The sequence below is a fragment of the Streptomyces sp. NPDC051104 genome (assembly GCF_040682835.1).
GTDB classification, from domain to species: domain Bacteria; phylum Actinomycetota; class Actinomycetes; order Streptomycetales; family Streptomycetaceae; genus Streptomyces; species Streptomyces cynarae.
Window position 1 is genome coordinate 201,746 of sequence record NZ_JBFBBS010000006.1, and the last position, 24,482, is coordinate 226,227.

At 72.2% G+C, this 24,482-nt stretch carries 26 protein-coding genes and 1 tRNA gene; 13 read left to right on the forward strand and 14 right to left on the reverse strand.

What is annotated here, in order from left to right:
- Positions 1-86: 86 nt before the first annotated feature.
- On the reverse strand, positions 87-773 hold the full coding sequence (locus AB0N14_RS12180; RefSeq protein ID WP_366025557.1) for a histidine phosphatase family protein: 687 nt from the start codon (positions 771-773) through the stop codon (positions 87-89).
- A gap of 71 nt (positions 774-844) precedes the next feature.
- Between AB0N14_RS12180 and corA the strand changes: the two genes are divergently transcribed.
- Positions 845-1,852 (forward strand): magnesium/cobalt transporter CorA, encoded by a 1,008-nt coding sequence (gene corA / locus AB0N14_RS12185; RefSeq protein ID WP_366025558.1) that lies wholly within the window; start codon positions 845-847, stop codon positions 1,850-1,852.
- Here the strand turns inward: corA and AB0N14_RS12190 are convergent.
- Together AB0N14_RS12190 and AB0N14_RS12195 are read right to left on the reverse strand one after the other, a co-directional pair.
- Positions 1,830-2,615 (reverse strand): ferritin-like domain-containing protein, encoded by a 786-nt coding sequence (locus tag AB0N14_RS12190; protein WP_366025559.1) that lies wholly within the window; start codon positions 2,613-2,615, stop codon positions 1,830-1,832. The two genes, corA and AB0N14_RS12190, sit on opposite strands and share 23 nt — an antisense overlap.
- Before the next feature lie 222 nt (positions 2,616-2,837).
- A complete protein-coding gene (locus AB0N14_RS12195; protein ID WP_366025560.1) occupies positions 2,838-3,893 on the reverse strand; it encodes an LLM class F420-dependent oxidoreductase in 1,056 nt (351 codons plus the stop codon).
- 147 nt (positions 3,894-4,040) lie between these two features.
- On the opposite strand from AB0N14_RS12195, the gene AB0N14_RS12200 reads away from it, so the two are divergent.
- The gene (locus AB0N14_RS12200) at positions 4,041-5,024 is read left to right on the forward strand and encodes an aldo/keto reductase (RefSeq protein WP_366025561.1); all 984 of its coding nucleotides are present in this window, start codon (positions 4,041-4,043) and stop codon (positions 5,022-5,024) included.
- Positions 5,021-7,273, forward strand: coding sequence for a helix-hairpin-helix domain-containing protein (locus AB0N14_RS12205; protein WP_366025562.1), 2,253 nt, complete (start codon positions 5,021-5,023; stop codon positions 7,271-7,273). Before AB0N14_RS12200 ends, AB0N14_RS12205 begins: the two co-directional genes overlap by 4 nt.
- Positions 7,274-7,357: 84 nt before the next feature.
- On the opposite strand, the gene AB0N14_RS12210 is transcribed toward AB0N14_RS12205, so the two are convergent.
- Complete coding sequence (locus AB0N14_RS12210; RefSeq protein WP_366025563.1) at positions 7,358-8,062, reverse strand: hypothetical protein; 705 nt, start codon at positions 8,060-8,062, stop codon at positions 7,358-7,360.
- A 47-nt stretch (positions 8,063-8,109) separates the two neighbouring features.
- Here AB0N14_RS12210 and AB0N14_RS12215 point away from each other — a divergent pair, with 47 nt between their 5' ends.
- Positions 8,110-8,298 (forward strand): DUF5703 family protein, encoded by a 189-nt coding sequence (locus AB0N14_RS12215; RefSeq protein ID WP_030053310.1) that lies wholly within the window; start codon positions 8,110-8,112, stop codon positions 8,296-8,298.
- Between the two features lie 94 nt (positions 8,299-8,392).
- Here the strand turns inward: AB0N14_RS12215 and AB0N14_RS12220 are convergent, their stop codons facing one another.
- The 3 genes from AB0N14_RS12220 to AB0N14_RS12230 all read right to left on the reverse strand — a co-directional run bounded on the left by AB0N14_RS12220 (position 8,393) and on the right by AB0N14_RS12230 (position 11,007).
- Positions 8,393-9,127 (reverse strand): chaplin, encoded by a 735-nt coding sequence (locus tag AB0N14_RS12220; RefSeq protein ID WP_366025564.1) that lies wholly within the window; start codon positions 9,125-9,127, stop codon positions 8,393-8,395.
- 169 nt (positions 9,128-9,296) lie between these two features.
- The gene (chpH, locus tag AB0N14_RS12225; RefSeq protein ID WP_103839114.1) at positions 9,297-9,530 is read right to left on the reverse strand and encodes a chaplin ChpH; all 234 of its coding nucleotides are present in this window, start codon (positions 9,528-9,530) and stop codon (positions 9,297-9,299) included.
- Between the two features lie 151 nt (positions 9,531-9,681).
- Positions 9,682-11,007 (reverse strand): M20/M25/M40 family metallo-hydrolase, encoded by a 1,326-nt coding sequence (locus tag AB0N14_RS12230; RefSeq protein WP_366025565.1) that lies wholly within the window; start codon positions 11,005-11,007, stop codon positions 9,682-9,684.
- 183 nt (positions 11,008-11,190) lie between these two features.
- Between AB0N14_RS12230 and AB0N14_RS12235 the strand changes: the two genes are divergently transcribed.
- The 3 genes from AB0N14_RS12235 to AB0N14_RS12245 all read left to right on the forward strand — a co-directional run bounded on the left by AB0N14_RS12235 (position 11,191) and on the right by AB0N14_RS12245 (position 13,650).
- Positions 11,191-11,275, forward strand: a tRNA-Leu gene (locus tag AB0N14_RS12235).
- An 88-nt stretch (positions 11,276-11,363) separates the two neighbouring features.
- Positions 11,364-13,091, forward strand: coding sequence for a DNA polymerase/3'-5' exonuclease PolX (polX, locus tag AB0N14_RS12240; RefSeq protein ID WP_366025566.1), 1,728 nt, complete (start codon positions 11,364-11,366; stop codon positions 13,089-13,091).
- Positions 13,092-13,179: 88 nt separating this feature from the next.
- Positions 13,180-13,650 (forward strand): DUF5709 domain-containing protein, encoded by a 471-nt coding sequence (locus AB0N14_RS12245; RefSeq protein WP_366025567.1) that lies wholly within the window; start codon positions 13,180-13,182, stop codon positions 13,648-13,650.
- Position 13,651: 1 nt separating this feature from the next.
- Here the strand turns inward: AB0N14_RS12245 and AB0N14_RS12250 are convergent, their stop codons facing one another.
- The 3 genes from AB0N14_RS12250 to AB0N14_RS12260 all read right to left on the reverse strand — a co-directional run bounded on the left by AB0N14_RS12250 (position 13,652) and on the right by AB0N14_RS12260 (position 16,440).
- The gene (locus AB0N14_RS12250) at positions 13,652-14,767 is read right to left on the reverse strand and encodes a CapA family protein (protein ID WP_366025568.1); all 1,116 of its coding nucleotides are present in this window, start codon (positions 14,765-14,767) and stop codon (positions 13,652-13,654) included.
- A gap of 62 nt (positions 14,768-14,829) precedes the next feature.
- A complete protein-coding gene (locus AB0N14_RS12255; protein WP_366025569.1) occupies positions 14,830-16,116 on the reverse strand; it encodes a phosphoribosyltransferase family protein in 1,287 nt (428 codons plus the stop codon).
- A gap of 12 nt (positions 16,117-16,128) precedes the next feature.
- Positions 16,129-16,440 carry a dsRBD fold-containing protein gene (locus AB0N14_RS12260; protein WP_366025570.1) on the reverse strand — a complete coding sequence of 104 codons (312 nt, stop codon included), beginning with the start codon at positions 16,438-16,440 and terminating at the stop codon, positions 16,129-16,131.
- Between the two features lie 133 nt (positions 16,441-16,573).
- Between AB0N14_RS12260 and AB0N14_RS12265 the strand changes: the two genes are divergently transcribed.
- The gene (locus AB0N14_RS12265; protein ID WP_366025571.1) at positions 16,574-16,990 is read left to right on the forward strand and encodes a YchJ family metal-binding protein; all 417 of its coding nucleotides are present in this window, start codon (positions 16,574-16,576) and stop codon (positions 16,988-16,990) included.
- A gap of 35 nt (positions 16,991-17,025) precedes the next feature.
- Here AB0N14_RS12265 and AB0N14_RS12270 read toward each other — a convergent pair whose 3' ends face one another.
- Positions 17,026-17,727, reverse strand: coding sequence for a FadR/GntR family transcriptional regulator (locus AB0N14_RS12270; RefSeq protein ID WP_366025572.1), 702 nt, complete (start codon positions 17,725-17,727; stop codon positions 17,026-17,028).
- A gap of 130 nt (positions 17,728-17,857) precedes the next feature.
- On the opposite strand from AB0N14_RS12270, the gene AB0N14_RS12275 reads away from it, so the two are divergent.
- The 4 genes from AB0N14_RS12275 (at position 17,858) to AB0N14_RS12290 (ending at position 21,742) form a co-directional block, all read left to right on the forward strand.
- A complete protein-coding gene (locus tag AB0N14_RS12275) occupies positions 17,858-18,388 on the forward strand; it encodes a gluconokinase (protein ID WP_366025573.1) in 531 nt (176 codons plus the stop codon).
- A gap of 135 nt (positions 18,389-18,523) precedes the next feature.
- On the forward strand, positions 18,524-19,921 hold the full coding sequence (locus AB0N14_RS12280; RefSeq protein ID WP_366025574.1) for a gluconate:H+ symporter: 1,398 nt from the start codon (positions 18,524-18,526) through the stop codon (positions 19,919-19,921).
- Positions 19,922-19,934: 13 nt separating this feature from the next.
- Positions 19,935-20,696, forward strand: coding sequence for a glucose 1-dehydrogenase (locus tag AB0N14_RS12285; protein ID WP_366025575.1), 762 nt, complete (start codon positions 19,935-19,937; stop codon positions 20,694-20,696).
- Between the two features lie 14 nt (positions 20,697-20,710).
- Positions 20,711-21,742 carry an L-idonate 5-dehydrogenase gene (locus AB0N14_RS12290; protein WP_366025657.1) on the forward strand — a complete coding sequence of 344 codons (1,032 nt, stop codon included), beginning with the start codon at positions 20,711-20,713 and terminating at the stop codon, positions 21,740-21,742.
- Here AB0N14_RS12290 and AB0N14_RS12295 read toward each other — a convergent pair.
- Positions 21,739-22,089, reverse strand: coding sequence for a MerR family transcriptional regulator (locus AB0N14_RS12295; protein ID WP_366025576.1), 351 nt, complete (start codon positions 22,087-22,089; stop codon positions 21,739-21,741). The genes AB0N14_RS12290 and AB0N14_RS12295 overlap by 4 nt on opposite strands.
- Before the next feature lie 59 nt (positions 22,090-22,148).
- Here AB0N14_RS12295 and AB0N14_RS12300 point away from each other — a divergent pair, with 59 nt between their 5' ends.
- The gene (locus AB0N14_RS12300; RefSeq protein ID WP_366025577.1) at positions 22,149-23,054 is read left to right on the forward strand and encodes an NAD(P)-binding domain-containing protein; all 906 of its coding nucleotides are present in this window, start codon (positions 22,149-22,151) and stop codon (positions 23,052-23,054) included.
- On the opposite strand, the gene AB0N14_RS12305 is transcribed toward AB0N14_RS12300, so the two are convergent.
- Both AB0N14_RS12305 and AB0N14_RS12310 read right to left on the reverse strand, forming a co-directional pair.
- A complete protein-coding gene (locus AB0N14_RS12305; RefSeq protein ID WP_366025578.1) occupies positions 23,008-23,643 on the reverse strand; it encodes a cytochrome b/b6 domain-containing protein in 636 nt (211 codons plus the stop codon). The genes AB0N14_RS12300 and AB0N14_RS12305 overlap by 47 nt on opposite strands.
- The gene (locus AB0N14_RS12310) at positions 23,627-24,376 is read right to left on the reverse strand and encodes a molybdopterin-dependent oxidoreductase (RefSeq protein ID WP_366025579.1); all 750 of its coding nucleotides are present in this window, start codon (positions 24,374-24,376) and stop codon (positions 23,627-23,629) included. Before AB0N14_RS12310 ends, AB0N14_RS12305 begins: the two co-directional genes overlap by 17 nt.
- Positions 24,377-24,482: the final 106 nt, after the last annotated feature.

Here is a 24,482-nt window from a genome sequence, read left to right on the forward strand (position 1 = left end):
ACCGCGCCGGTCCTATGGGCTTGCTGACAACTACGCTGAACGACTACTGCGCTCGTTCGACCGCTTCACCCTACTGCGCTCGACGATCACGGTGCGCCCGCACCGCCCCCTACCGTGGCGTCCGGATCCGAGGCTTCCGGACGCGGCACGAGGGAGGAGAAATCGCCGCTGTCGCCGAGACGAACGAGAAATGGCCTCAGCCGGGTGTAACGGATCGCGGTGATGGAACACGGTTCCACGGAGATCCGCTGGAAGAGGTCGAGATGAAGTCCGAGTGCGTCCGCGACGAGAGACTTGATGATGTCGCCGTGCGAGCACATGAGGTAGACGGCGTCGGCGCCGTGGTCGCGCTCCACGCGCGCGTTCCACTCCCGTACGGCCTCCGCGGCGCGGGTCGCCATCGCCCGCATCGACTCGCCGCCGGGGAACGCGGCCGCCGACGGGTGCGCCTGGACGACCTCCATCAGCGGCTCGTCCTTCAGCTCGGCGAGCTTGCGGCCGGACCAGTCGCCGTAGTGGCACTCGCCGATCCGGTCGTCGGTGTGGGCGCGCAGTTCGGGACGGGCGTCGAGGAGCGGCTGGACGGTCTCCTGGCAGCGCTGCAGGGGGCTGGTGACGACTTCGGCGATCGGCAGCTCGGCGAGCCGCCCGGGCAGGGCCGCGGCCTGCGCGGCGCCGCGTTCGTCGAGAGCGACGCCGGGCGTCCAGCCGGCGAGGAGTCCCGCGGTGTTGGCGGTGGAACGTCCGTGCCGGACGAGGAGCAACGTGGGCATGACGACCAGCCTAGGTCTTGTCGTCAAACCCCCGCCGGTGCCCGGGTACGACTGAGAGGAGAGTGCGCTCGGTGATCGTCGACTGCGCCGTCTACCGCGACGGGCGCCGCAACGAGGGGGACAAGGGGCCGGAGGACCTCTCCACCGCGCTGGACCAGGCGCGCGCCTCGTTGGACACGTTCTTGTGGGTCGGCCTGTACGAGCCGACGGAGGACGAGTTCGAGCTGGTCACCGAGGAGTTCGGGCTGCATCCGCTGGCCGTGGAGGACGCCCTGAAGGCGCACCAGCGGCCCAAGCTGGAGGTGTACGAGGACTCGCTGTTCATGGTGCTCAAGCCGGTGTCGTACGAGGCGGAAAGCGACACCGTCTCCACCGGCGAGCTGATGGTGTTCCTCGGTGACTCGTTCGTGGTGACCGTGCGCCACGGTGTGGACATGCCGCTCGGGGACGTCCGCCGTCATCTGGAGCAGCAGCCCGAGATGCTGCGGCACGGGCCCACCGGGGTGCTGTACTCGATCACGGACTCGATCGTCGACCACTACCTGGACGTGGCGACCGAGCTGGGCACCGATCTGGAGGAGCTGGAGACGGAGGTCTTCTCGCCGTCCGTCGGGGGCTCGCGGCACACGGCGTCCCGGATCTACGCCTTCAAGCGGCAGGTCCTGGAGTTCCGGCGGGCGACGGTGCCGCTGGGACCGCCGACGGCCCGGCTGGCGGGGCAGGGAACGTACGGTGCGGCGGTGCCGTTCGTGCAGGAGAGGTCGCGGCCTTTCTTCCGGGACGTCAACGACCATCTGACCCGGGTGAACGAGTCGGTGGAGGGCCTGGACCGGCTGGTGTCGGACATCCTGTCGGCGCATCTGGCGCAGACCAGCGTGCGGCAGAACGACGACATGCGGAAGATCTCGGCGTGGGCGGCGATGGCCGCCGTGCCGACGATGATCGCGGGGATCTACGGCATGAACTTCGACCACATGCCGGAGCTGCACTGGGTGTGGTCCTACCCTGCGGTGATCGTGGTCATGGCAGTGCTCGAGGTGCTGCTGTACCGGCTGTTCAAGCGGCGGGGCTGGTTGTAGCCGGACCGCCGAGCGCGTTGCGCCGCTCGGGCGTCCGCAGGGTCACCATGCGCCGGCGGCCGACGAGCCGCTCGTACGCGTAGACGAGGCGGATTCCGGTCGCGAGCAGCGCCGACCTCGCTCCGGACCAGCCGAGGATGCCTGCCATGTGGGCCGTGACCGCGAGGCTGACGTCCCGGTGGACGCGGATCTCGGCCAGCGCGCACGCGCGCAGGGTGCGCCGGATGAACCGGCCGTGTCCGGCGGCGGTGAGGCGCAGCAGTTCCTCGTGGGTGTACGCGAGGTGGTTGTCCTCGTCGTCGGAGATCATCCGGACGGCCCGGCCGATGTCCGGGTGGTCCCCGAAGTGCTTGCGCAGCATCAGCATCTGCTCGGCGGCGCGCTGTTCGGTGACCCGGCTGTGCGCCAGGTACACCATGATGTCCCGCCTAGTGAGCGGCTGGTCCGCCTTGAGCCTCGCGTGCGCGAGACCGATGCCCCGGCGCTCCAGGAGCATCGTGTAGTCGGTCTCCGGGGGCACAGGTACGGGTTGCAGGCCACGCTTCTTGAGCAGGGCGTGGAAGATGCGTCCGTGCTTGTCCTCGTCCGCGCCGTGGCGGGAGATCTTGGGGGCGAGCCCGCGTTCGCTCTCCGGCACCAGTTGGGCGATGCGCCCGTTCTCCCAGCCGCCCTGTGCCTCCCCGCCGGCCGCGATGGAGCAGAACAGCCGGAACGACTCGTCGTGGTCGAGGATCTCCTGGAACAGGCTCTTGACCGGCAGCATGGGCGCACCTCTCTGCAGGACCCGGGACGATCGAGTCAAACCGAGTCAAATGGGGCCCTGGAGGTGCTGCAACAGCTGCGTGGGGGCTACTCGGCCGAAAGGAGGAGGGGCGTGGGGCCGTAACCGCGCGGGCGGCCGCGCGTTGTTCCCGGTGACGGCCGTGGCGGGGAAGACCCCCCGAGCCCCCACCACGGCCGCAGAGACCTCTTCGCCCGCTATCCGCTACGCGAGCCCGGCCCGCTCCAGGGCCTCCATCCCGGCCCTGAGCCCCGCGATCCGCTCCTCGAGGGTGAAGCCCGCCGGTGCCAGGCTGAGCGTGGTGACTCCGGCCGCGGCGTAGGCCTTCATGCGGTCGGCGATCCGGTCCACGGAGCCGAGCAGGGTGGTCCGGTCGATCAGCTCGTGCGGGATCGCGGCCGCCGCGCCCTGCTTGTCGCCGGACAGGTACTTCTCCTGGACCTCGGCAGCGGCCTTCTCGTAGCCCATGCGCTGGGCGAGCTGGTTGTAGAAGTTCTGCTTGGCGCTGCCCATGCCGCCGACGTACAGGGCCGTGTAGGGGCGGAAGGTGTCGGCGAGCGCGGCCACGTCCTTGTCGTCGCCGAGGGCGAGCGGCAGCGTGGGGCAGACGTCGAAGCCGTCGAGGGTCTTGCCGGCCTTCTCGCGCCCGGCGCGCAGATACCGGATCGCCGTCTCCTCGAGGTGGTCGGCGGAAGGGAAGATCAGCAGCGCGCCGTCGGCGATCTCGCCGGTCTGCTCCAGGTTCTTGGGGCCGATGGCTGCGATGTAGAGCGGGATGTGCTCGCGCTGCGGGTGCACGGTCAGCTTGATCGGCTTGCCGGGGCCGCCGGGCAGCGGCAGCGTCCAGTGCTCGCCCTCGTACGTCAGCCGCTCACGGGTCATCGCCCTCCGTACGATCTCCACGTACTCGCGGGTGCGGGCGAGCGGCTTGTCGAACTTGACGCCGTACCAGCCCTCGGAGACCTGCGGACCCGACACGCCGAGGCCGAGACGGAAGCGGCCGCCGGACAGGGAGTCGAGGGTGGCGGCGGTCATCGCCGTCATCGCGGGCTGGCGCGCCGGGATCTGGAAGATGGCGGAGCCGACATCGATGCGCTCGGTCTTGGCGGCGACCCAGGACAGCACGGTGGCCGCGTCGGAGCCGTACGCCTCGGCGGCCCAGCACACCGCGTATCCGAGCCGGTCGGCCTCCTGGGCCACGGCGAGGTTGTCCGCGTCCATTCCGGCGCCCCAGTAGCCGAGGTTGATCCCGAGCTGCATGGCCCATTCCCCTTACCGATCAGTAACGTCCCTTGGTGCCCGACCTTAGCGTGGGGGCGGGCCCCCCGGAAATCCCCTCACCGACGGGGGAAACGCGTTGTCCACAGGCCCCCCATCAGCCGAGTTCAGGCCGTAATCTCGGCGTTCATGGAGCAGAGGCATCTCGGCCGTACCGGCCTTCGTGTGTCGCGGATCGGGCTCGGCACCCTGACGTGGGGCCGCGACACGGAGGAGCACGACGCCGCGGACCAGTTGAAGGTGTTCTGGGAGGCGGGCGGGACCCTCGTCGACACGGCGGACGTGTACGGGGACGGGGAGGCCGAGTATCTGCTCGGACGGCTCATGGACGGGCTCGTGCCCCGCCGGGACCTGGTCATCTCGACGAAGGCGGGCAGCGTGCCCGACCCGGACCGCCGCTTCGACTGCTCGCGCGGTCATCTCCTCGCCGCGCTGGACGCCTCGCTCGCCCGCCTGGGCACGGACTACGTGGACGTCTGGCACGTCCACGCCTTCGACCCGTACACCCCGCTGGAGGAGACCCTGCAGGCGCTCGACCTGGCGGTCGCCAGCGGCCGGGCGCGGTATGCGGGGGTGTCCAACTTCTGCGGCTGGCAGCTGGCGAAGGCGGCGACCTGGCAGCTCGCGGCGCCGGGCGTGAGGACCCGGATCGCCGGCACACAGATGGAGTACTCGCTGCTGCAGCGGGGAGTGGAGCGGGAGGTGCTGCCCGCGGCGCTGGACCTGGGGGTCGGGCTGCTGCCGTCGTCCCCGCTGGGCCGGGGTGTGCTGACCGGAAAGTACCGGCACTCGACACCGGCCGACTCGCGCGGGGCGTCGGATCACATGGGACCGTTCGTCGCGCCCTACCTCGACGACACGGCGAGCAGCATCGTCGACGCGGTGCAGACGGCCGCCGACGGGCTCGCCGCGACGCCCTTGCAGGTGGCACTCGCGTGGGTGCGGGACCGGCCGGGAGTCGTCGCGCCGATCGTCGGCGCGCGCAACGCGCAGCAGCTCACGGCGGCGTTGTCAGTGGAGACGCTTAGTCTTCCGGACGAGATCTGCCGGGCGCTGGACGATGTGTCGGCCCCGGTGCACCGCTATCCCGATCACGACTGGAGCACGCTGTGACCACGGACCCGGAGACGACGGAGACGGCCCCTCGGGCGGAGGACGGGGCCGGGACCGCCGGGGGCGGCGGTGCGGGGAGCGACAGGGCCGCGGACCCGATGCCCGTAGAGGGGCTCGCAGAGGGCTCCGGGGACGAGGCGCCGACGGCCGGCGGCCCGGACCCGGCGGACGGCTCCCCTGGTCCCTCGCAGGACGCCGGCGACGGCGACGGCGACGGCGGCGAGGGTGCCGTGTCCAAGATGTCCGAGGCCGAGGCCGAGCTGGCCGCTCAGCGGGTGGAGCGGGAGCGCATCGAGCGGCGGAAGGCCGCGAAGCAGAGTCCCGTCGAGGCCGGTGGGAAGCTCAGCGGGAAGGCCGCCGACCTGCTCGCCGCCGTGCGGGCCGTGGAGAGCGGTGAGAAGCCGGTGGCGAGCGCCTTCAGCGAGCCCACGCCCGCACCGCGCCGCCCCACCGCCCCCGAGCCGGTGCGGCGCCCCCAGCCCGTGGCGGCCGCCGCGGCACCTCCCGCCGCCGAGACGGTGGCGGCGGTGCGGGCCGTCCTGGCCGAGGGCGGCGCCCCTGACACGCTCGCCCCCCAGGTCGCCGAGGCGCTCGGCGAGGGGGCGGAGGCACGGCTGCGCTCCGACCCCTGGCAGTTGCTGCGCGTCCTCGGAGTGCGCCCCGAGCAGGCCGACACCTTCGCCCGGGCCCTGCTCGGCGCGGATTGCCGCCCGGACGACGAGCGCCGGGCCCGTGCGATGACGGTCTGGCTGCTGGAGCAGGCGGCGCTGGCCGGGCACACCGCCCTGGAGGGCCCGGCCCTGGAGGCGGCGCTCGGCCGGCGCCAGGTGCCGGACCCGGAGGCGGCCCTGCGCGACACCGTCGCCGAGGGCGAGGCCCTGGTCTTCCAGGACGCCCTGGAGTCGGCCCCATCGGGCGGCGACGAGGAGCAGGAGCGCCCGGTGCGCGTCCTGATCGGCCTGGAGCGGTACGCGCTCGCGGAGGAGAGCCTCGCCGACGGAGTGGCCCGGCTGGTCAACTCCGTGCCGAAGGAGGACCGCGCGGCGGAGGACTGGCAGCGGGCGGCCCGGTCGGCGGCGGGTTCCGCGGCGGAACTGATCGGTGCGGTCGCGGGCCACGGCCTGGTGCTGCACACCGGGTCGGAAGCGTCCCGCATGGAGCCGGCGACGCTGCTGCGTGAGGCACGTCGGCTCGGGCTGCGCGCCTGGGCCGCCACGCACGGCCCGGCCGGCCGCGACCAGCTCGGCGCGCTGCTCGCCCGCCTCGGCCTGCCGGACGACGAGCGAGCACACCCGCCGCTCGCCACCGTCGCGGGTCTCCTCTCCGGTGGCGAGGGCCCGGGACGGGACGCGGACGGCGCGCTGGACCTCGATCTGCTCATCGTGCTGGACGCGCCCCAGCTGGGTGTCGAGACGGCGGCCCTGCTCGTCGAGTCGCTGCCCGACGGGGCCCGGCTGGTGCTGAGCGGTGACCCGGGCGTGCTGTGGTCGGTCGGCCCCGGACGCGTGTTCGGGGACCTGCTCGCGGCCCGCGTGTGCCCGCAGATCGCCTCGCGGACCCCCGACCCGGGCCCGCTCGGCGAACTGGTCTCCGCCATCGGCATCGGTGAGCTGCCGCAGGTCGATGCGCCCGGCAAGGAGGTCGTGATCGTGCCGGTGCGGGACGCCGGGGAGGCGGTGCACCGGACCGTGCAGCTGGTCGCGGACTCGGTGCCGCGGGCGATCGGGGTTCCCGCGGAGGAGACGCAGGTGATCACCCCGGGCCACGGCGGCGCCGCGGGCACCCGCGCGCTGAACGCGGCACTGAAGGAGCGGCTCAACCCGGGCCCGGGTCGCTTCGGCGGCTTCGACCCGGGCGACCGGATCGCCTACTCCCCCGCGCCGGGGCGTACGCTGCCGGGCCGTGTCGTGAAGGGCGACGCCGAGGGGTTGCACGTGGAGTGCGCGGGCGTCTCCGTGGTCGTGCCGAAGGAGCGGGTGGAGCAGACCCTGCGGCACGGCTGGGCGCTGACCGCGCACCAGGCGGTGGGGCAGCGGTGGCCGGCGGTGGTCGTGGTCCTGCCGGGCGACGCCGCGCAGAGCCTCACCCGGCCGTGGGTCTACACGGCCTTCGGCCGAGCGGTCCGCCATCTGTCGGTGGTGCACGGCGCGGACCAGGCCCTGCCGCGGGCCGTGGCGGAGATCCAGGCCAAGCCGCGTACGACCCGCCTGCTCGCGCTGCTGAGGCCCCAGGTCCCGACGTCGGACTGAGAGGGGCACCTCACTGCGGCGGGGCCTGGTGGTGCCGTGCTGCCCCAGGTCACACGGCACCACCGGGGAAGCCCCTGCCGACGATCAACGATCCAACGGTTCCAGGTCCTCGTCGTCGTCCAGCTCGAGCTCCTCCTCCAGTTCCTGGTCCGGCAGCTCCTCGTCCCGCAGTTCCTCGTCGTCCGCCTCCTCGTCGAAGACGGAGCTGACGTCGAAGCGGCAGATCACCCGCTGGGGATCGACCTGCTCGAAGGGCGCCTCCAGCCACTCCCCCGGCTCGGCCGGTTCCTCGGCGGCCACCACCCACAGCGTGGAGTCGCCCTCCTCGAGGCCGAATTCCTTGTGCCGGGAGGCGATCTCGTCCGGTTCGAACTCCCCGAAGAGTACGCCGAGCGCGCCGTGGACGGTGCCGGCCGACGACGCCGGCGCGGGCTCCTCGTCCGCGGCCTCCACGCGCTCCGCCTGTGCCAGCAGCCGCTGGGGCTCCGCCACCGCGTAGTCCCGGCGGATCAGGACGCTCAGCGCGCTCGGTTCCTCGGGGCCCGTGTACGGCGGAAGGGGCTCCTCCGCACCGGGGATCTCGAAGGGGGTGACCTCGTCGTAGCGGTCGTAGAGCAGCTCGTCGTACTCCTCGGCCGCCGCGGCCAGCTCGTTGAACGCCTCGTAGACGGCCGGGTCGTCCTCACCCGTCCTGCGCTCGACCGCGGCAAGGTGGCGGTCGAGCGCGGTCTTGACCGCCTCGGCGGCGGCGCGTACCTCGGCAGCGGTGGGCTGCGCAGCATCAGACATAGTGCAGACGCTATCCGTACCGGGCCCCAGCCCGCACAATAGATGCGATGCCGGAATACGAATTTGTCGACGTGTACGTACCGCGCGGGGTCTCCCGCAAGGACGCCACACGCCTGCTGACGGACCATGCCGAGTACGGACACTGGGAGTTGGACCGCCTGAGCCTGCTGCGCGACGGGAGCCGCAAGGTGCGGTTGCGCCGGCGGATCATCCGCCAGGTGCGCGCCACGTGGTGAGCAATGTGACTGAAACGGATCGGGCCCCCCACGGACGGGGCCCGATCCGTATCGCCCGCCACGGGGGAAGCAGGCGGAGCCGGTGCCGGTGCGGTTACGCGTGCGCCCGCGCCCTGCGGTAGAGCAGCGCGCCGCCGAGCAGGGCTCCCGCGCCGACCGGCGCCAGGAGGCCGAGCGGCAGGTCGCTGCCGGTGTGGGCGAGCTGTGAGGTGGCCGCGGGCTGGGTGACGGACTGACCGCCGGGGTGGTTGACGTGGGCGCCGCCGCCCGGCTGCTGCGGCGTGCCGGGGTGACGGGGCGTGCCGGGAGGCGTGGTGGTGCCGCCGCCGGGGGGTGTGGTGCTGCCCCCGCCACCGGGAGGCGTGGTGCCGCCACCGCCACCGGGCGGGGTGGTGGAGTGGCCGCCGCCCGGGTTGGCGCAGTCGTTGCCGCCCGCCGGATTGCCGATCCCACCCACGTTGACGGAGTTGCCGCAGACGTTCACCGGCACGTCGACCGGCACCTGCGCGGTGTTGCCGGAGCCGACGCCGGGCGAGTCGCTGGTGTGCCCGCCGGCCTGGGCGCCGCCCCCACCGCCGGACTGGCTGCCGGTGTTGGCGCACGTGTTGCCGGCCGCCGGGTTGAGCAGCCCGATGACGTTCACGGTGTTGCCGCAGACGTTCACCGGGACGTGGACGGGCGCCTGGATCAGGTTGCCCGACAGCACGCCGGGCGAGTTGGTGGCGGAGCCGTTCGCTCCGGCGTCGGCGTGCGCGTAGCCGCCGGTGACGGCGAGGACTCCGGTCGCCGCCGCCATGGTCATCAGGCCCTTGCGGGTGACCTGTCGCATTGCTGATTTCCCTGTCTTCGAGCTGATCGTGGACCTTCGGAACGCGTCCCGCGGGGTAGGCGCGGACGCGGGGGGAACCGGTCGGCCCCGGAGCGCATGGCACGCACTCCGGGGCCGACGGACTCACACCCTCGTGGGGTTCGGGCCCCTCTTGGGGTGAGGCACCACGTCAGTGGTTGATGCAGGTGTTGCCGAAGGCGGGGTTCAGCAGCCCGATCACCGAGATCGTGTTGCCGCAGACGTTCACCGGGACGTGCACCGGGACCTGGATCACATTGCCCGACACGACACCCGGGGAGTGCGTGGCGGCACCCTGGGCGCCGGAGTCGGCGACAGCCAGACCCGCACCCGCGAGAACCAGACCACCGGTGGCAGCCGCAGCAGCGACGACCTTCTTGATCATTATTCCTCCTTGTTGGCAAAGCGATCCAAGCCTCGGACCGCATCACGTGTAACGAGGAGGGAGTAATGGAGCTACGAGCGTATGGTCGCATTCACTCGTCCCGGCGTGTTCTCGTACACGCTGGCGAATAGCACACGCGACCGGCGCCGGCTCAGGACGCGTCGATGAACCGGTCCAGCACCCGCACGCCGAACTGCAGCGCGTCCACCGGCACCCGCTCGTCCACCCCGTGGAACATGCCCGCGAAGTCCAGCTCCGGCGGCAGCTTCAGCGGCGCGAAGCCGAAGCCCCGGATGCCGAGGTCGTCGAAGGACTTGGCGTCCGTGCCGCCGGAGAGCATGTACGGGATCGCCTTCGCGGCCGGGTCCTCCGCCAGCAGCGCCGACTGCATCGCCTCCACCAGCGCACCGTCGAAGCCGGTCTCGACGGCCTTGTCGGCGTGCACGTCCTCGCGCCGCACGTTCGGCCCGAGGATCCGGTCCACGTCGGCGAGGAACTCCTCCTCGAAGCCGGGCAGGAAGCGCCCGTCGACGTGCGCGGTGGCCTCGCCGGGAATGACGTTCACCTTGTAACCGGCGTTCAGCTGGGTGGGGTTGGCGGTGTTGCTCAGGGTCGCGCCGATGAGCTTGGCGATGCCGCCGAGCTTGGCGAGGGTGCCCTCCATGTTCTCCGGGTCGAGCTCGGTGCCGAGCGCGTCGCCGAGTTCGTCGAGGAAGGCCCGCGTCGTCTTGGTGACCCGTACCGGGAACGTGTGCCGGCCGAGGCGTGCCACGGCCTCCGACAGCTCGGTGATCGCGTTGTCCCGGTGGATCATCGACCCGTGGCCCGCGGTGCCGGCCACGGTGAGCTTCATCCAGTGCATGCCCTTCTCGGCCGTCTGGATCAGATAGAGCCGCCGCTGCTCGTTCACCGTGAACGAGAAACCGCCCACCTCGCTGATGGCCTCGGTGACTCCCTCGAAGAGGTCCGGGTGGTTGTCGACCAGGTACCGGGCGCCGTAGGTGCCGCCCGCCTCCTCGTCGGCGAGGAAGGCGAGGACGATGTCGCGCGGCGGCCTGCGCCCGCTGCGCAGCCGGTCGCGGACGACCGCCAGGGTCATGGCGTCCATGTCCTTCATGTCGACCGCGCCGCGCCCCCACACGCATCCGTCGGCGATCTCGCCGGAGAACGGGTGGTGCGTCCAGTCGTCCGCGTTGGCCGGTACGACGTCGGTGTGGCCGTGGATGAGCAGCGCGGGCCGCGAGGGGTCCTCGCCCTCGATACGGGCCACCGTGGAGGCACGGCCCGGGTGCGACTCGAAGATCTTCGGTTCGAGCCCCACGTCGGCGAGCTTCTCGGCGACGTACTCGGCGGCCTTTCGCTCGCCGGGACCCGAGTGGTCGCCGTAGTTGCTGGTGTCGATCTGGATCAGCTCACGGCAGAGGTCGACGACCTCGTCCTCGCCGGTGACGCTCCTGGCCGTGCCGGTGTCGGTCACGCTGCTTCCTCCCGGTTCCCTGCTGGTGTCCTCCTCATCCTCCCCCCGACCCCCGCCGCGCCCCAAGGTGGTGTACGGCCCGTCACATGCCGTTCACGCGGGAACGGGGCTGATCGAACGCCGCCGAAAGCCTGGTAATGTTTCCTTCGTCGCAGCGGGGGAAGCCCGCACGACAGACACCTTGTCCGGGTGGCGGAATGGCAGACGCGCTAGCTTGAGGTGCTAGTGCCCTTTATCGGGCGTGGGGGTTCAAGTCCCCCCTCGGACACTTGACTTGACCCGCAGGGTGCCGACCGGTTCCGGTCGGCACCCTTTCGCGTGTGGCCCACCTCTCGGGCGGTTCCTAGACTCGAGGTGTGGCCCGGGCCAACGAAGAGGTCGAGGCACTCCTGCAGGAGTACGCGGACCTCGTCGCGATCACGGGAGGCGACGCCTTCAAGGTGCGCGCCTACGAGAAGGCCGCGCGTGCCATCGGCGGCCACCCGGCCGACATCTCCCAGCTGGACGCCGACGGGCTGCGGGACATCCCGAACGTGGGCAGGTCGATCGCCGAGAAGGTCATCGAGTATCTGCGCACCGGCACGGTCGCGGTGGTCGAGGAGCGCCGGGCGAAGATCCCCGCCGGGGTGCGGGAGCTGATCACGATCCCCACGCTGGGTCCGAAGAAGGCGATGCGGCTCTACGAGGACCTGCACATCTCGTCGGTGAACGAGCTGGCGGCCGCGATCGAGGCGGACGCGCTGGCCGATCTGAAAGGGTTCGGCGAGAAGACGCAGGAGAACATCCTGCACGGGATCCGGCTGATGCAGCAGGCGGGCGGCCGTATCCCGATCCATCTGGCGCTGGACACCGCCGAGGAGATCGTCGCCGAGCTGTCCCAGGTCACCGGCTGCAAGCGCTGCACGTACGCGGGATCGCTGCGGCGGATGAGGGAGACGATCGGCGACATCGACATCCTGGTCGCCGCGAAGCGGTCGGCCCCCTTCATGGAAGCCCTGGAGGCGCTGCCCTCGACCGCCGAGGTGATCGCGCACGGTGAGAAGAAGACGTCGATCCGCACCACCAAGGGCGTGCAGGTGGACCTGCGGGTGCTGCCGCCCGACTCGTGGGGCGCCGGGCTGCAGTACTTCACCGGCTCCAAGGCGCACAACATCCGGACCCGCACCATCGCCGTACGCCAGGGTCTGAAGCTGTCCGAGTACGGCCTGTTCGACACGGGCAGCGGGGAGTCGGTCGCCTCCCGCAGCGAGGAGGAGGTGTACGCCCGGCTGGGCCTGCCGTGGATTCCGCCGACGCTGCGCGAGGACCGGGGGGAGATCCAGGCGGCCGTGCGCGGGGAGTTGCCCGAGGTGGTGACGGAGCGGGACGTGCGCGGCGATCTGCACACGCACACGGACCTCACCGACGGGCTGGCCTCCCTGGAGGCGATGGTGGAGGCGGCGGCCGAGCGCGGTTACGCGTACTACGCGGTCACCGACCACGCGCCGAACCTGTACATGCAGCGCATGACGGACGAGAAGATCGTCGCCCAGCGGGAGGAGCTGCGGGCGCTGGACGGCGCGCACCACGGGATGCGGCTGCTGCACGGCACCGAGCTCAACATCAGTGCCGAGGGGGACGTGGACTGGCCGGGCGCGTTCCTGGCCGGCTTCGACCTGTGCGTGGCCTCGCTGCACTCCCACTTCGACCTGGACCGCAGGGCGATGACGCGGCGGCTGGTGCGGGCCTGTGAGAATCCGCACGTCAACATCATCGGACATCCGACCACGCGCCTGATCGGCAAGCGGCCGGGTGTGGACGCCGACTGGGACGAGGTCTTCGCGGCCTGCGCCCGCACCGGCACCGCGCTGGAGATCAACGCCCAGCCGGACCGGCTCGACCTGTGCGACGAGGACATCCTGCGGGCCCGGCGGCACGGCGTGAAGTTCGCCGTGAACACCGACGCGCACTCCGTGCTCCACCTGGCCCACCTGCGCTACGGCGTCGGTACCGCGCAGCGCGGCTGGCTCACGGCGGACGACGTGATCAACACCTGGCCGCTGCGGCGGCTGCGCCGGTTCCTGGCCAAGGACGGGTCGGGGTGAGATGGCACGCGTTTGCCGTAGGGCGGACCGGAGACCCGACAGGTGGTCGCCGCAACTAGTGGGACCCGATATGTGAGGGGGTGCGGCAGTGACTGAGAACAGCATGGGTGACGAGGTCTACCAGCCCCAGCAGGACGAGGACGTCGTGGAGGACATGAGCCCGCTGGAGTCCCCGGACAGCCTGGAGGACCGGGTCGTGGAGCCCATGGAGGAGGGCTACTCGCCGCCGGAGAAGCCTCTCGCGGTGAACGACGTGGGCACCACCGCGGCCGAGCAGCGCGACGGCGAGTCGCTGGGCGAGCGGCTGGCCCGGGAGGTGCCCGAGGACACGGCCACGGTGGGCGACGGGATCGGGGACCTGCCCGGCGGTGAGGGCGAGCCGAGGGACGACGAGGTCGGCGGCCCGGACGCCGGGCGGCTGGTCGCGCCGGACGAGGGCGCGCACGAGGAAACCGACGCGGAAGCCGTCGCGAACGACGTCGGCTTCGACAGTGGCGCCCGCACGGCCGAGGAGGCCGCGGTGCACGTCGTGCCGGAGAACGGAGAGGAAGAGCTGTAGGTCAGCGCAGGGGGCGGAGCGTGAGCGTGCCGTCGGGTTCGCGGTCGACGCGGGTGCCGAACTCCCGGCTGAATCCGTCGAGGGCGGTGCGCAGCCAGGCGGTGTCCTCGTCCGAGGCGTGCTCCAGCCGCATTCTGCGCGCCTGGAGGGTGACGATGCGGGCGCCGGTCGTCCGGCCGGTGTCCGGGTCGACCGTCACCAGGTACAGCAGGCGCAGGTCGTCGCGGTAGCGCTCGTAGCCGCCGATGCCCTCGTAGTCGTCGACGAGGTCCCCGCAGCCGTACAGGACGAGCCTGCCCTGGTAGATCTCCAGTGGGCGCGGGTGGTGCGAGGAGTGCCCGTGGACGATGTCCACGCCCGCGTCGACGAGCGCGTGGGCGAAGCGGATCTCGGCGCGGGAGACGTCGTAGCCCCAGTTGGGGCCCCAGTGGACCGAGGCGACGACGATGTCTCCGGGATGCTTGAGCTGCCGCAGCCGGGCGGCGAACCCGGCGGCCACGGCGACGGTCGGGCCCGCGACGAAGTCGACGCCGGACCGGTCCTCGGAGGCGGCCCAGTCCTCCGGGATCCCGCTGGAGGGCATGCCGAGGGAGAACACCAGCACGCGTCCGCCACCGTCGAGGGGGACGATCGCGGGCCGCCCGGCCGCGGTCGCGTCCCGGCCCGCCCCTGCCGTGCGCAGCCCCGCTGCCGCGAGGGAGTCGAGGGTCTCCTCGAGGCCGCGCCGGCCGAAGTCGAGGACGTGGTTGTTGGCGAGGGCGCAGGCGTCCGGGCGCAGGGCGGCCAGGCACGGCAGGTTGGCGGGGCTCATCCGGTAGTGGACGCCCTTGCCGCGCGCGAACTCCCCCTCGCCGGTGACGGCGGTCTCCAGATTGACCACCCGCACGTCGGGCGCGGCGTCCTGCAGGACCGCCAGCGCCTCGCCCCAGGGCCAGGAGTAGTCGACCGGCTGGGGAATCGGCCCGTTGGCGGCCTCGGCCAGCCCGACGTAGGCCCGGGCGTCGTGGATGTAGGTCTCCCGCAGCGCCGGATCGCCGGGGTGCGGGAGGATCTGGTCGACGCCCCGGCCGAGCATGACGTCCCCGCACAGGAACAGGGTCACCGCGCCCGTGTGCACTCTTCCACGCTAAGGCGGTATCGGGCGTCACGCGAAGGGTCGCGGCTCCACGCGGGTCCCGATCATACGTGCGCGGGGGCCATGTGGTCGGTGAACCAGTCGCGGGCCAGGTCGGTGACCGCCTCCAGGGCGCCGGGTTCCTCGAACAGGTGGGTGGCGCCGGGGACGACCGCGAGGTGGTTCTCGCAGCGCAGCCGGGCCTGGGCCTGACGGTTGAGGTCCAGGACGACCGGGTCGGCGCCGCCGACGACGAGCAGCGTGGGTGCCGTCACCTCGGGCAGGCGCGGTCCGGCTAGGTCGGGCCTGCCGCCGCGGGAGACGACCGCGGCGATGTGCGTCCCCGGTTCGGCGGCCGCCCACAACGCGGCGGCGGCGCCGGTGCTGGCGCCGAAGTAGCCGACGGCGAGGCCCTCCGTCTCCGGCCGGGTGCGCAGCCAGCCGGTGGTGTCGGCGAGCCGCCGGGCCAGCAGCTCGGTGTCGAACACGTTGGCCCGGTCGCGCTCCTCCTCCTCGGTGAGCAGGTCGAACAGCAGCGTGCCGAGCCCACCCCGGTTCAGACCCTCGGCCACGAACCGGTTGCGCGGGCTGTGCCGGCTGCTGCCGCTGCCGTGGGCGAAGACGACGATCCCGGTCGGATCCTCGGGCACGGTCAGCCGTCCGCCGAGGCGTACGGCACCGGCGGCCACCTCCACCTCGCGGTCCACGGTGCCCATGTGCCCCGCGGTCCGTTGCAGGCAGGCGGCCACTTCGGCGTCGTCGACCTGGGCGAAGTCGGCGTAGAACTGGCCGACCGCGAAGAAGACCCGCGGTGTGTCGAGGCAGACCAGCTCGTCCGCCTCGTCGGCGAGCCGCTCGATCCAGTCGTGCGGCGCGACGGGCACCGCCAGCACGATCCGTGCCGCTCCCCTGACCCGGGCGATCCGGCAGGCGGCACGCGCGGTGGACCCGGTGGCCACCCCGTCGTCGACGACCACCACGGTCCGCCCCTCGACGGGGACCGGTGAGCGCCCGCCCCGGTAGCGCCGGGCCCGGAGTTCCAGCACCTCTCGCTCGCGCTCCTCGACCTGTGCCAGTTCCTCCGGGGTGACGCGGGCCTCCCGCACCACCGCGTCGTTGATCACGCGCACGCCGTCCTCGCCGATCGCACCCATCCCCAGCTCCGGCTGGAAGGGCACGCCCAGCTTGCGGACCAGGCACACGTCCAGCGGTGCCCCGAGCGCTTCGGCGACCTCGGCGGCGACCGGCACCCCTCCTCTGGGCAGCCCCAGCACCACGAGGTCCCGGCCCCTGAGATGCCTGAGGCGGGCGCCCAACTGCCGTCCGGCTTCGAGACGATCGGTGAAGACCACGATGCGGCCTCCTCACTCCCGGGGGGACCAGAGCGGTGCGGGCGGGGGCTCCTCGGGCGCCCCCGCCGCCGTGATGTCACCGACGGCGGCGCGGACCAGCCGGCGGCCCAGGGCGATCAGGGCTCGTCCGGCGGCGAGTTCGTCGCCGACCTCGGGCATCGCCGTGTCGTACGGGCTGCGGTGTGCCTCCGCGTGGCTCTCGAGCATGTTCTCGCCGGTGTCCAGGACGGCCCGGGCCGTGGTCGCCGGGTCGTGTTCGGACAGGTACAGGTGCAGCGTCCACTCCTTGGCGGACACAGGCCGGCTGTCGGCGGCTCGGGTCATCGTCCGTCCCTCCTCACTCGCGTGCGAGGCAAGAGGACTGAAAGGGATGCGGCCCTCTTCCACTGTGACTCCGATGGGGGCGTGCCGCACAGTCCCCGCGGGGCGCGTCGCCGGGCCGGGCAGAATGGCGGTCATGACCACGCGTTCCTGCCCGTGCGGGCTGCCCGAGGCCTACGAGAACTGCTGCGGCCGCTTCCTCCCCCAGCCTCGAACGCGCTCGGCCGGGGGGACCCCCATGGGGGCTGCCGCCGCGCCGACCGCCGAGGCGCTCATGCGGTCCCGGTACAGCGCCTTCGTTCGGCGGGACGCGGAGTATCTGCTGCGCACCTGGCATCCGCGCACCCGCCCGGCGCGGCTCGACCTCGACCCGCGGATGCGGTGGACGGGGCTGGAGATCCTGGGGACGACGGAGGGGTCCGCGTTCCACACCACGGGGACCGTGACGTTCCGCGCCTCCTACCGGGGTGGCTCGCTGCACGAGCGCAGCCGGTTCGAGCGGGTCGACGGGGCGTGGGTGTACGTCGACGGGGACTTCCTCGACCGAGACTGACGGCTCCTGACGGCTCCTGACGGCTCCCGGCGCCGTCACGGCGCCAGGATGTCCAGTTCGTGCAGCGCGCCCACGGTGATCTCGCGGGTCAGCTGCTCGGCGCGGGCGGCGTCGCCCTCCCGTACCGCCTCCGCGACCTGGACGTGCAGGGTGACCGCGGCCGGGTCGGGGTCCTCGAACATGACGTCGTGCTGGGTGCGGCCCGACAGGACCTCCGCGACGACGTCGCCGAGGCGGGCGAACATCTCGTTGCCCGACGCCTGGAGGATCACCCGGTGGAAGGCCACGTCGTGGACCAGGTAGGCCTCCAGTCTGTGGCCGCGTGAGTTGGCCACCATCCCGAGGGCGCACTCGGTGAGTTCGGCGCACTGCTCGGCGGTGGCGTGGCGCGCGGCCAGGCCCGCCGCGACCGGTTCGATCGCCGAGCGCAGCACGGTCAGCGAGCGCAGCTGCCGGGGACGGTCGGCGCCGGCCAGCCGCCACCGGATGACCTGGGGGTCGTAGACGTTCCACTCGGACGAGGGCAGGACCGTCACGCCCACCCGGCGGCGCGATTCCACCAGGTGCATGGACTCCAGGACGCGCACCGCCTCGCGCATCACGGACCGGGACACCTCGAAGTGCTGGGCGAGTTCGTCGGTGCGCAGGACACTGCCCGGCGGGTACTCGCCCGCGGTGATCGCGGGGCCGAGGGTGTCCAGTACATGGCCGTGCAGCCCCCGGCCCGGTGTTCTCATGCACTCAGCGTACGAGGAAGGTCACGACAAGAAAAAGTCAGACTTATATGTCACAGGGTCTTGAATTCGTCGTACCTAATCGGTTTCAGTGACGTCGACACCAGATGTCGACGAAGACAGCGAGGCAGCGATGAGTACCCCCCACGTCGTCGTGGTCATGGGCGTCGCAGGCACCGGCAAGACCACCATCGGTCCCCTGCTTGCGGCCCGGCTCGGCGTCCCGTACGCCGAGGGCGACGACTTCCACCCCCCGGCCAACATCGCCAAGATGTCGGCCGGAGTCCCCCTCGACGACGAGGACCGGTGGCCCTGGCTGGACGCCATCGGCGCCTGGGCGCACGAGCGGGCGGGGCTCGGCGGGGTGGTCAGCAGCTCGGCGCTGAAGCGGGCGTACCGCGACCGGCTGCGGGCCGCGGCTCCCGGCGTCGTCTTCGTTCATCTGACCGGCGGCCGGGGGCTCATCGAGGAACGGATGGCGCACCGCCAGGGGCACTTCATGCCCACGGCGCTGCTGGACTCCCAGTTCGCCACGCTCCAGCCGCTGGAGCCTGACGAGCGAGGGGTCGCGGTGGACGTCTCGGGCAGCCCCGAGGACATCACCGCCCGCGCCGTGAACGCCCTGCGCGACCTCGAGCGGTCCTCCGCGCGGTCCTCGCAGTAACTCCCCCCGCCCTCGGCGCGAGTCCTCCCCCAGGGGCCGCGGCCTCGGCACGCCCTCTCTCCCCAGGGGGACGGCCGACGAGGGCCTTCCTCATCCGAAACCGAGAGTTCCTCTCCTCACTCCAAGGGAACACCCGTGACCAGACTCAGCGTCGAGATGCTGGCAGCGGCCCCCGTCGAGCCGATCACGTCGGCGGGCCACGCTCAACTGGGCATCGCGGCGGTGGCGGGCATCGCCGTCATCGTGCTGCTCATCACCAAGTTCAAGCTCCACGCCTTCCTGGCCCTGACCATCGGCTCGCTCGCGCTGGGCGCGTTCGCCGGGGCGCCGCTCGACAAGGCGATCACCAGTTTCACCACCGGGCTCGGCTCGACCGTGGCCGGTGTGGGCGTCCTGATCGCGCTCGGCGCGATCCTCGGCAAGCTGCTCGCCGACTCCGGCGGCGCGGACCAGATCGTCGACACGATCCTCGCCAAGGCGCAGGGGCGTGCGATGCCCTGGGCGATGGTGTTGATCGCCTCGGTGATCGGGCTGCCGCTGTTCTTCGAGGTCGGCATCGTGCTGCTGATCCCGGTCGTGCTGATGGTCGCCAAGCGCGGCAACTACTCGCTGATGCGGATCGGCATCCCGGCGCTCGCGGGCCTGTCCGTGATGCACGGTCTGGTCCCGCCGCACCCCGGTCCGCTGGTCGCGATCGACGCGGTCAAGGCGAACCTCGGTGTGACGCTGGCACTCGGCGTGCTGGTCGCCGTCCCGACGGTGATCATCGCGGGCCCGTTGTTCTCGAAGGTCGCCGCCCGCTGGGTGGACGTCCCGGTTCCCGACCGAATGATTCCCGCGCGTGCCTCCGAGGAGCTTCGGAGGCGTCCCGGGTTCGGCCCCACGCTGGCCACCGTGCTGCTGCCGGTCGTGCTGATGCTGGCGAAGGCGCTGGTGGACATCGTCGTCGACGACCCGGCCAAGATGGTGCAGCGCGTCTTCGACGTGATCGGCTCGCCGCTGATCGCACTGCTCGCGGCCGTGATCGTGGGCATCTTCACGCTGGGCCGCCCGGCCGGGTTCGGCAAGGAGCGGATCTCCCGGCTCGTCGAGAAGGGCCTCGCACCCATCGCGGGCATCCTGCTGATCGTGGGCGCGGGCGGCGGCTTCAAGCAGACGCTGATCGACTGCGGTGTGGGCCAGATGGTCCTCGACATATCCAAGGACTGGTCGATCCCCGCGCTGCTGCTGGCCTGGCTGATCGCGGTGGCGATCCGGCTGGCGACCGGTTCCGCGACCGTGGCGACCGTCTCGGCCGCCGGTCTGGTCGCGCCGCTCGCGGCCGACATGTCGACCACGCACACGGCCCTGCTGGTGCTGGCCATCGGCGCCGGCTCGCTGTTCCTGAGCCATGTCAACGACGCCGGGTTCTGGCTGGTGAAGGAGTACTTCGGGCTCAGCGTCGGCCAGAACCTGAAGACCTGGTCGGTCATGGAGTGCATCATCTCCGTGGTCGCCGGCGGACTGGTCCTCCTGCTCTCCCTCATCATCTAGGAGTGGTACGGCGATGACGGCTCACCCCCTCTTCGACATCGGCGGCCGTACGGCACTGGTGACCGGCTCCAGCCGGGGCATCGGCCTCGCGCTCGCCCGCGGGCTGGCGGAGGCCGGCTGCACCGTGGTCCTCAACGGGCGCGACGCCGACCGGCTCACCAAGGCCGCGGCGGAACTGCCGGGTGACGTGCACACGGCCGTGTTCGACGTGACCGACGGCGCCTCGGTCGCCGCCGGGGTCGCGGATGTCGAGGAGCGGGTGGGCCCGCTCGACATCCTGGTCAACAACGCCGGCATGCAAGTGCGCGCGCCCTTGCTGGAGTTCACCGACACCGACTGGCACCGGATCCTGGACACCAACCTGACCAGCGCGTTCCTGGTCGGCCGTGAGGCGGCCCGGCACATGACCGAGCGCGGCCACGGGAAGATCATCAACATCTGCTCGCTGCAGAGCGAGGTGGTCCGCCCCGGGATCGCGCCGTACGCGGCGACCAAGGGCGCGCTGAAGATGCTCACCAAGGGCATGTGCGCGGACTGGGGTCCGCACGGCGTGCAGGTCAACGGGCTCGGCCCCGGCTACATCGAGACGGAGCTGACCCGGCCGCTCGTGCAGGACGAGGAGTTCAGCGCCTGGGTGCGGGCGCGCACTCCGGCCGGGCGCTGGGGGCGTACGGAGGACCTGGTGGGCGGGGTGCTGTTCCTCGCCTCCCCCGCGGCGGACTTCGTCAGCGGGCAGGTGCTGTACGTCGACGGCGGCATGACGAGCGTGCTGTGAAGAAGGGTTCGGCGATGCTGGGTTGTGTCATCCACGGCCAGGGTGACCTGCGGGTCGACGACCTGCCGGTCCCGGAGCCGGGGCCCGGGCAGGCCCTGGTCGCCGTCCGCTTCGGCGGGGTGTGCGGCTCGGATCTGCACTACTGGCGGCACGGCGGGGTCGGGGACTTCCGGCTCAGGGAGCCGATGGTGCTGGGGCACGAGGTGGTGGGGACGGTGGTCGCGTACGGCGACGGCGCGTCAGGTCCCTCGATGGGTACGGCGGTCGCGGTGCACCCTGCCACTCCGTGCGGGGTGTGCCCGGAGTGCGCGGGCGGCCGGCGGAACGTGTGCCGGGACACCCGCTACCTGGGCAGCGCGGCCCGTTTCCCGCATGCGCAGGGTGGCTTCGCGGCGCGGACGGCCGTCCCGGCCGAGCAGCTGAGGCCGCTCCCGGCCGGTCTTGAGCTGCGCCGGGCGGCGCTGGCCGAGCCGTTGTCGGTGGCGCTGCATGCCGTGCGGCGGGCCGGTGAGTTGGTCGGCCGGCACGTCCTGGTGACCGGTGCGGGCCCGATCGGCTGCCTGGTGGTGGCGGCCGCGAAGGCGGCGGGCGCGGCGCGGGTCACGGTCACGGACCTGCTGCCCCGGGCGCTGGAGTTCGCCGCGGCGGCGGGCGCCGACACCCTCGTACGGGCGGACGACCCGGACGATGCGGGGTGGCCCGCCGAGGTGGACGTGGCGGTGGAGGCGTCGGGGGTCGCCGCCGGGCTGGACACGTGTCTGCGGCTGGTCCGCCGGGGCGGTGTGGTGGTCCAGCTCGGCATGCTGCCCCCGGGTCAGAGCCCCTTCGCGGGCAACCTGCTGGTGAGCCGGGAGATCGACCTGCGCGGCGCGTTCCGCTTCGACACGGAGTTCGACGACGCGCTGGGGCTGCTCGCCTCGGAGCCGACGCTCGACGCGCTGATCAGCGAGGTGGTCCCGGTGCGTGAGGCCGAGTCGGCGTTCGCGCTCGCGGCGGACCGGAGCCGCTCCTGCAAGGTGCTGCTGGACTTCGGTAAGCCCGGCTAGAGAGGGCGCCCCACCAGCGAGTCGAGGATGTCGCGGGCGGCGGTCAGGTCGTCGATCGCCGCCGTGATCCGCGCCCGTTCCTTCGCCAGTCCTTCGAGGAGTTCCGGGCACCTGCCGGCCAGGACGACGTTCTCGTCCTCGACGCAGGGCACGATCTCGGCGATGACGGACGTGCCGAGCCCCGCGGACAGCAGGACCTGGATGCGCCGCACGCTCGTCACGTCCCGTTCCTCGTACTCGCGGTATCCGCTCGGCCGCCGCACCGGGGACAGCAGCCCTTGCTCCTCGTAGTAGCGCAGTGCGCGGGGGCTGGCACCGGTGCGGCGCGAGAGTTCGCCGATCCTCATGTCGCCGAGTACAGCAGGTACTTGACTCTCACGCCAATGTGAATGTCTAGCGTCGCGGCATGACGAACTCGAGCACGCGCACCTCTGTTTCCGTTCTCGGCCTCGGCCCCATGGGCCGGGCCCTCGCGTCCGCCTTCCTGAGCGCGGGCCACCCGCTGACCGTGTGGAACCGCACCCCGGGCCGAGCCGGTGACCTCCTCGAACGGGGCGCGACCGTCGCGTCCTCGGCCGAGGACGCCGTGCGTGCCGGGGAGGTGGTCGTCGTCTGCCTGCTGGACTACGACGCCGTGCGGGCCGTGCTGCCGACGACCGGCTGGGCGGGGCGCACGCTGGTCAACCTCAGCAGCGGGGAGCCCGCTGAGGCCCGGGCCCTGGCCGAGTGGGCGGCTGGGCGGGACATCCGCTACCTGGACGGAGTCGTCCTCACGCCCACCCCGGTGATCGGCACCCCGGCCGCCGCGGTCCTCTACAGCGGTGCGCGGGACGCCTACGACGCGGTACGGGAAACGATGGCGGCACTCGGCGGTACAGGCAGCCATCTCGACGCCGACCCGGGACGTGCGGCGGCGTACGAGGTGGCGTTGCTCGATCTGTTCGCCACCTCCGTGCACGGAGCCGCGCACGCCTTCGCTCTCGCCTCCGCAGAGGGCATCGCGCCCGGCGATCTCGCGCCGTTCGCCGTCGGGATCAGCGGTCTGCTGTCAGAGATGATCCCCCGGTGGGCCGAGCAGTTGCGGACCGGCCGCTTCCAGGGAGAGCGCTCCACGGTGGCATCGGCGGCGGCGACGCTCACCCGGCTCGTCGAGGCCGCTGCGGCGCACGGCCTGGACACCGGTGCCCTGGCGGCGGCCAGGCGGACCGCCGACCGGGCCGTCGCCGCCGGGTACGGTCAGGACGGGCTCGCGCGGCTCGTGGCTGCTACGGGCGCCACAGAGGGTGTTCCCGCTCCGCCCAGTCGCGGCTGACCAGGCCGGTGCGCAGGCCCCGGCGGGACTCCGGGTCGCCGAGGGCCATGCCGATGTGGCCGGCCAGGACCACGCCGATCGTCAGGGCGAGCCAGTCGTGGACGAACGTCGCCGAGGTGCGCCACATCAGCGGCGTGAGATGCGTGAACCACATCAGCAGTCCGGTGCCGAGCATCACCAGGGTGGCGCCCGCGATCCAGGCCGCGTACGTCTTCTGCCCCGCGTTGAACTTGCCCGCCGGCCGGGACTCGCGGCGGTGGTCGCGCCGGAGGGCCGCACGCAGCCAGACCCGGTCGTGCGGCCCCCAGCGGTTGAGGTGGCCGAGGTCCGCGCGGAAGGCCCGGGAGGCGAGGCCCAGCAGGACCGGGACCGGCAGCAGCACGCCCGCCACCTCGTGGACACGCACGACCAGTTCGCGGCGCCCCACCAGTTCCGCGAACGCGGGGATGTAGAGGCAGGCCGCCGTCACCACGCACACGCTCATCAGGACAGCCGTCGTGCGGTGGACCCAGCGCTCCGCGCGCGTGAAGCGGCGCACCCGGGCCGGGGCGGCGACGGGCGGCTGCGGGGCGTCAACTCGTGGGGGCATCGTCGCGTCCGTTCGACCGGCCGACCCAGGCGTCGACGTCGTATCCGCGCTCCTCCCAGTACCCGGGGCGCACGTCCCGGGTGACCGTGATGCCGGAGAGCCATTTCGCGGACTTGTAGAAGTACATGGGGGCGACGTAGAGCCGGACCGGGCCGCCGTGCTCGTGGGTCACCGGTTTGTCCTGCATCTTCAGCGCGACCAGGACGTCGTCGCGGCGCGCCTGGTCGAGGGTGAGGCTCTCGGTGTACGCCCCGTCGAAGCAGGTGAAGCGGACGGCGCCGGCGGAGGATCGCACGCCCGCGGCGTCCAGCAGGGCGGACAGCCGTACGCCTTCGAACGGCGTCCTCGCCACCCGCCAGCCCGTGACGCACTGGACGTCGTGCACGAGCCGGGTCTGGGGCAGGGCGCGCAGGTCGGCCAGGGTGAACGTCTTCGGGTGGTCGACCAGGCCGTTCACCGTGAGCCGGTAACTCGCCTCGCCGAGGTGCGGGACGGACGCGGTCACCGAGTAGTAGCGGAAGCCGCCGCCGTTGGGCAGCAGTCCGGTCAGGCCCGTCGGGTCCTTGCCGGAGACACCGCCCAGGAAGGACTCCAGGCCGCGCTGGAGCGTGGGCGCCCCGAGCACGCCGAGCGCGCCGAGTCCCAGGGTGCCCAGCAGCACCCGGCGGCCGATCGGAGTACCGGTCGCCGGGGGCTCGGGTGCGTCCGGCTCGTGTGGTCGTTCAGGGTTCACACAACGATTCGAGCACCCGGCACCCCCTCGATGCCAGGGGAACCGGGTGCCCGTCAGGATTCCGTCACCTCTTCTCACCGGGTTCTCAGGAAGCCGGACCAGCGAG

What these genes read in the sequence shown, in the direction of transcription:
- AB0N14_RS12180 (WP_366025557.1), bottom strand. Translation starts at nt 773, where the DNA reads ATGCCCACGTTGCTCCTCGTCCGGCACGGACGTTCCACCGCCAACACC.
- AB0N14_RS12190 (WP_366025559.1), bottom strand. Translation starts at nt 2,615, where the DNA reads ATGCTGCCGGTCAAGAGCCTGTTCCAGGAGATCCTCGACCACGACGAG.
- AB0N14_RS12195 (WP_366025560.1), bottom strand. Translation starts at nt 3,893, where the DNA reads ATGCAGCTCGGGATCAACCTCGGCTACTGGGGCGCCGGAATGGACGCG.
- AB0N14_RS12200 (WP_366025561.1), top strand. Translation starts at nt 4,041, where the DNA reads ATGGAGCAGAGGCATCTCGGCCGTACCGGCCTTCGTGTGTCGCGGATC.
- AB0N14_RS12210 (WP_366025563.1), bottom strand. Translation starts at nt 8,062, where the DNA reads ATGTCTGATGCTGCGCAGCCCACCGCTGCCGAGGTACGCGCCGCCGCC.
- AB0N14_RS12215 (WP_030053310.1), top strand. Translation starts at nt 8,110, where the DNA reads ATGCCGGAATACGAATTTGTCGACGTGTACGTACCGCGCGGGGTCTCC.
- AB0N14_RS12220 (WP_366025564.1), bottom strand. Translation starts at nt 9,127, where the DNA reads ATGCGACAGGTCACCCGCAAGGGCCTGATGACCATGGCGGCGGCGACC.
- chpH (WP_103839114.1), bottom strand. Translation starts at nt 9,530, where the DNA reads ATGATCAAGAAGGTCGTCGCTGCTGCGGCTGCCACCGGTGGTCTGGTT.
- AB0N14_RS12260 (WP_366025570.1), bottom strand. Translation starts at nt 16,440, where the DNA reads ATGACCCGAGCCGCCGACAGCCGGCCTGTGTCCGCCAAGGAGTGGACG.
- AB0N14_RS12265 (WP_366025571.1), top strand. Translation starts at nt 16,574, where the DNA reads ATGACCACGCGTTCCTGCCCGTGCGGGCTGCCCGAGGCCTACGAGAAC.
- AB0N14_RS12270 (WP_366025572.1), bottom strand. Translation starts at nt 17,727, where the DNA reads ATGAGAACACCGGGCCGGGGGCTGCACGGCCATGTACTGGACACCCTC.
- AB0N14_RS12275 (WP_366025573.1), top strand. Translation starts at nt 17,858, where the DNA reads ATGAGTACCCCCCACGTCGTCGTGGTCATGGGCGTCGCAGGCACCGGC.
- AB0N14_RS12285 (WP_366025575.1), top strand. Translation starts at nt 19,935, where the DNA reads ATGACGGCTCACCCCCTCTTCGACATCGGCGGCCGTACGGCACTGGTG.
- AB0N14_RS12290 (WP_366025657.1), top strand. Translation starts at nt 20,711, where the DNA reads ATGCTGGGTTGTGTCATCCACGGCCAGGGTGACCTGCGGGTCGACGAC.
- AB0N14_RS12295 (WP_366025576.1), bottom strand. Translation starts at nt 22,089, where the DNA reads ATGAGGATCGGCGAACTCTCGCGCCGCACCGGTGCCAGCCCCCGCGCA.
- AB0N14_RS12300 (WP_366025577.1), top strand. Translation starts at nt 22,149, where the DNA reads ATGACGAACTCGAGCACGCGCACCTCTGTTTCCGTTCTCGGCCTCGGC.
- AB0N14_RS12305 (WP_366025578.1), bottom strand. Translation starts at nt 23,643, where the DNA reads ATGCCCCCACGAGTTGACGCCCCGCAGCCGCCCGTCGCCGCCCCGGCC.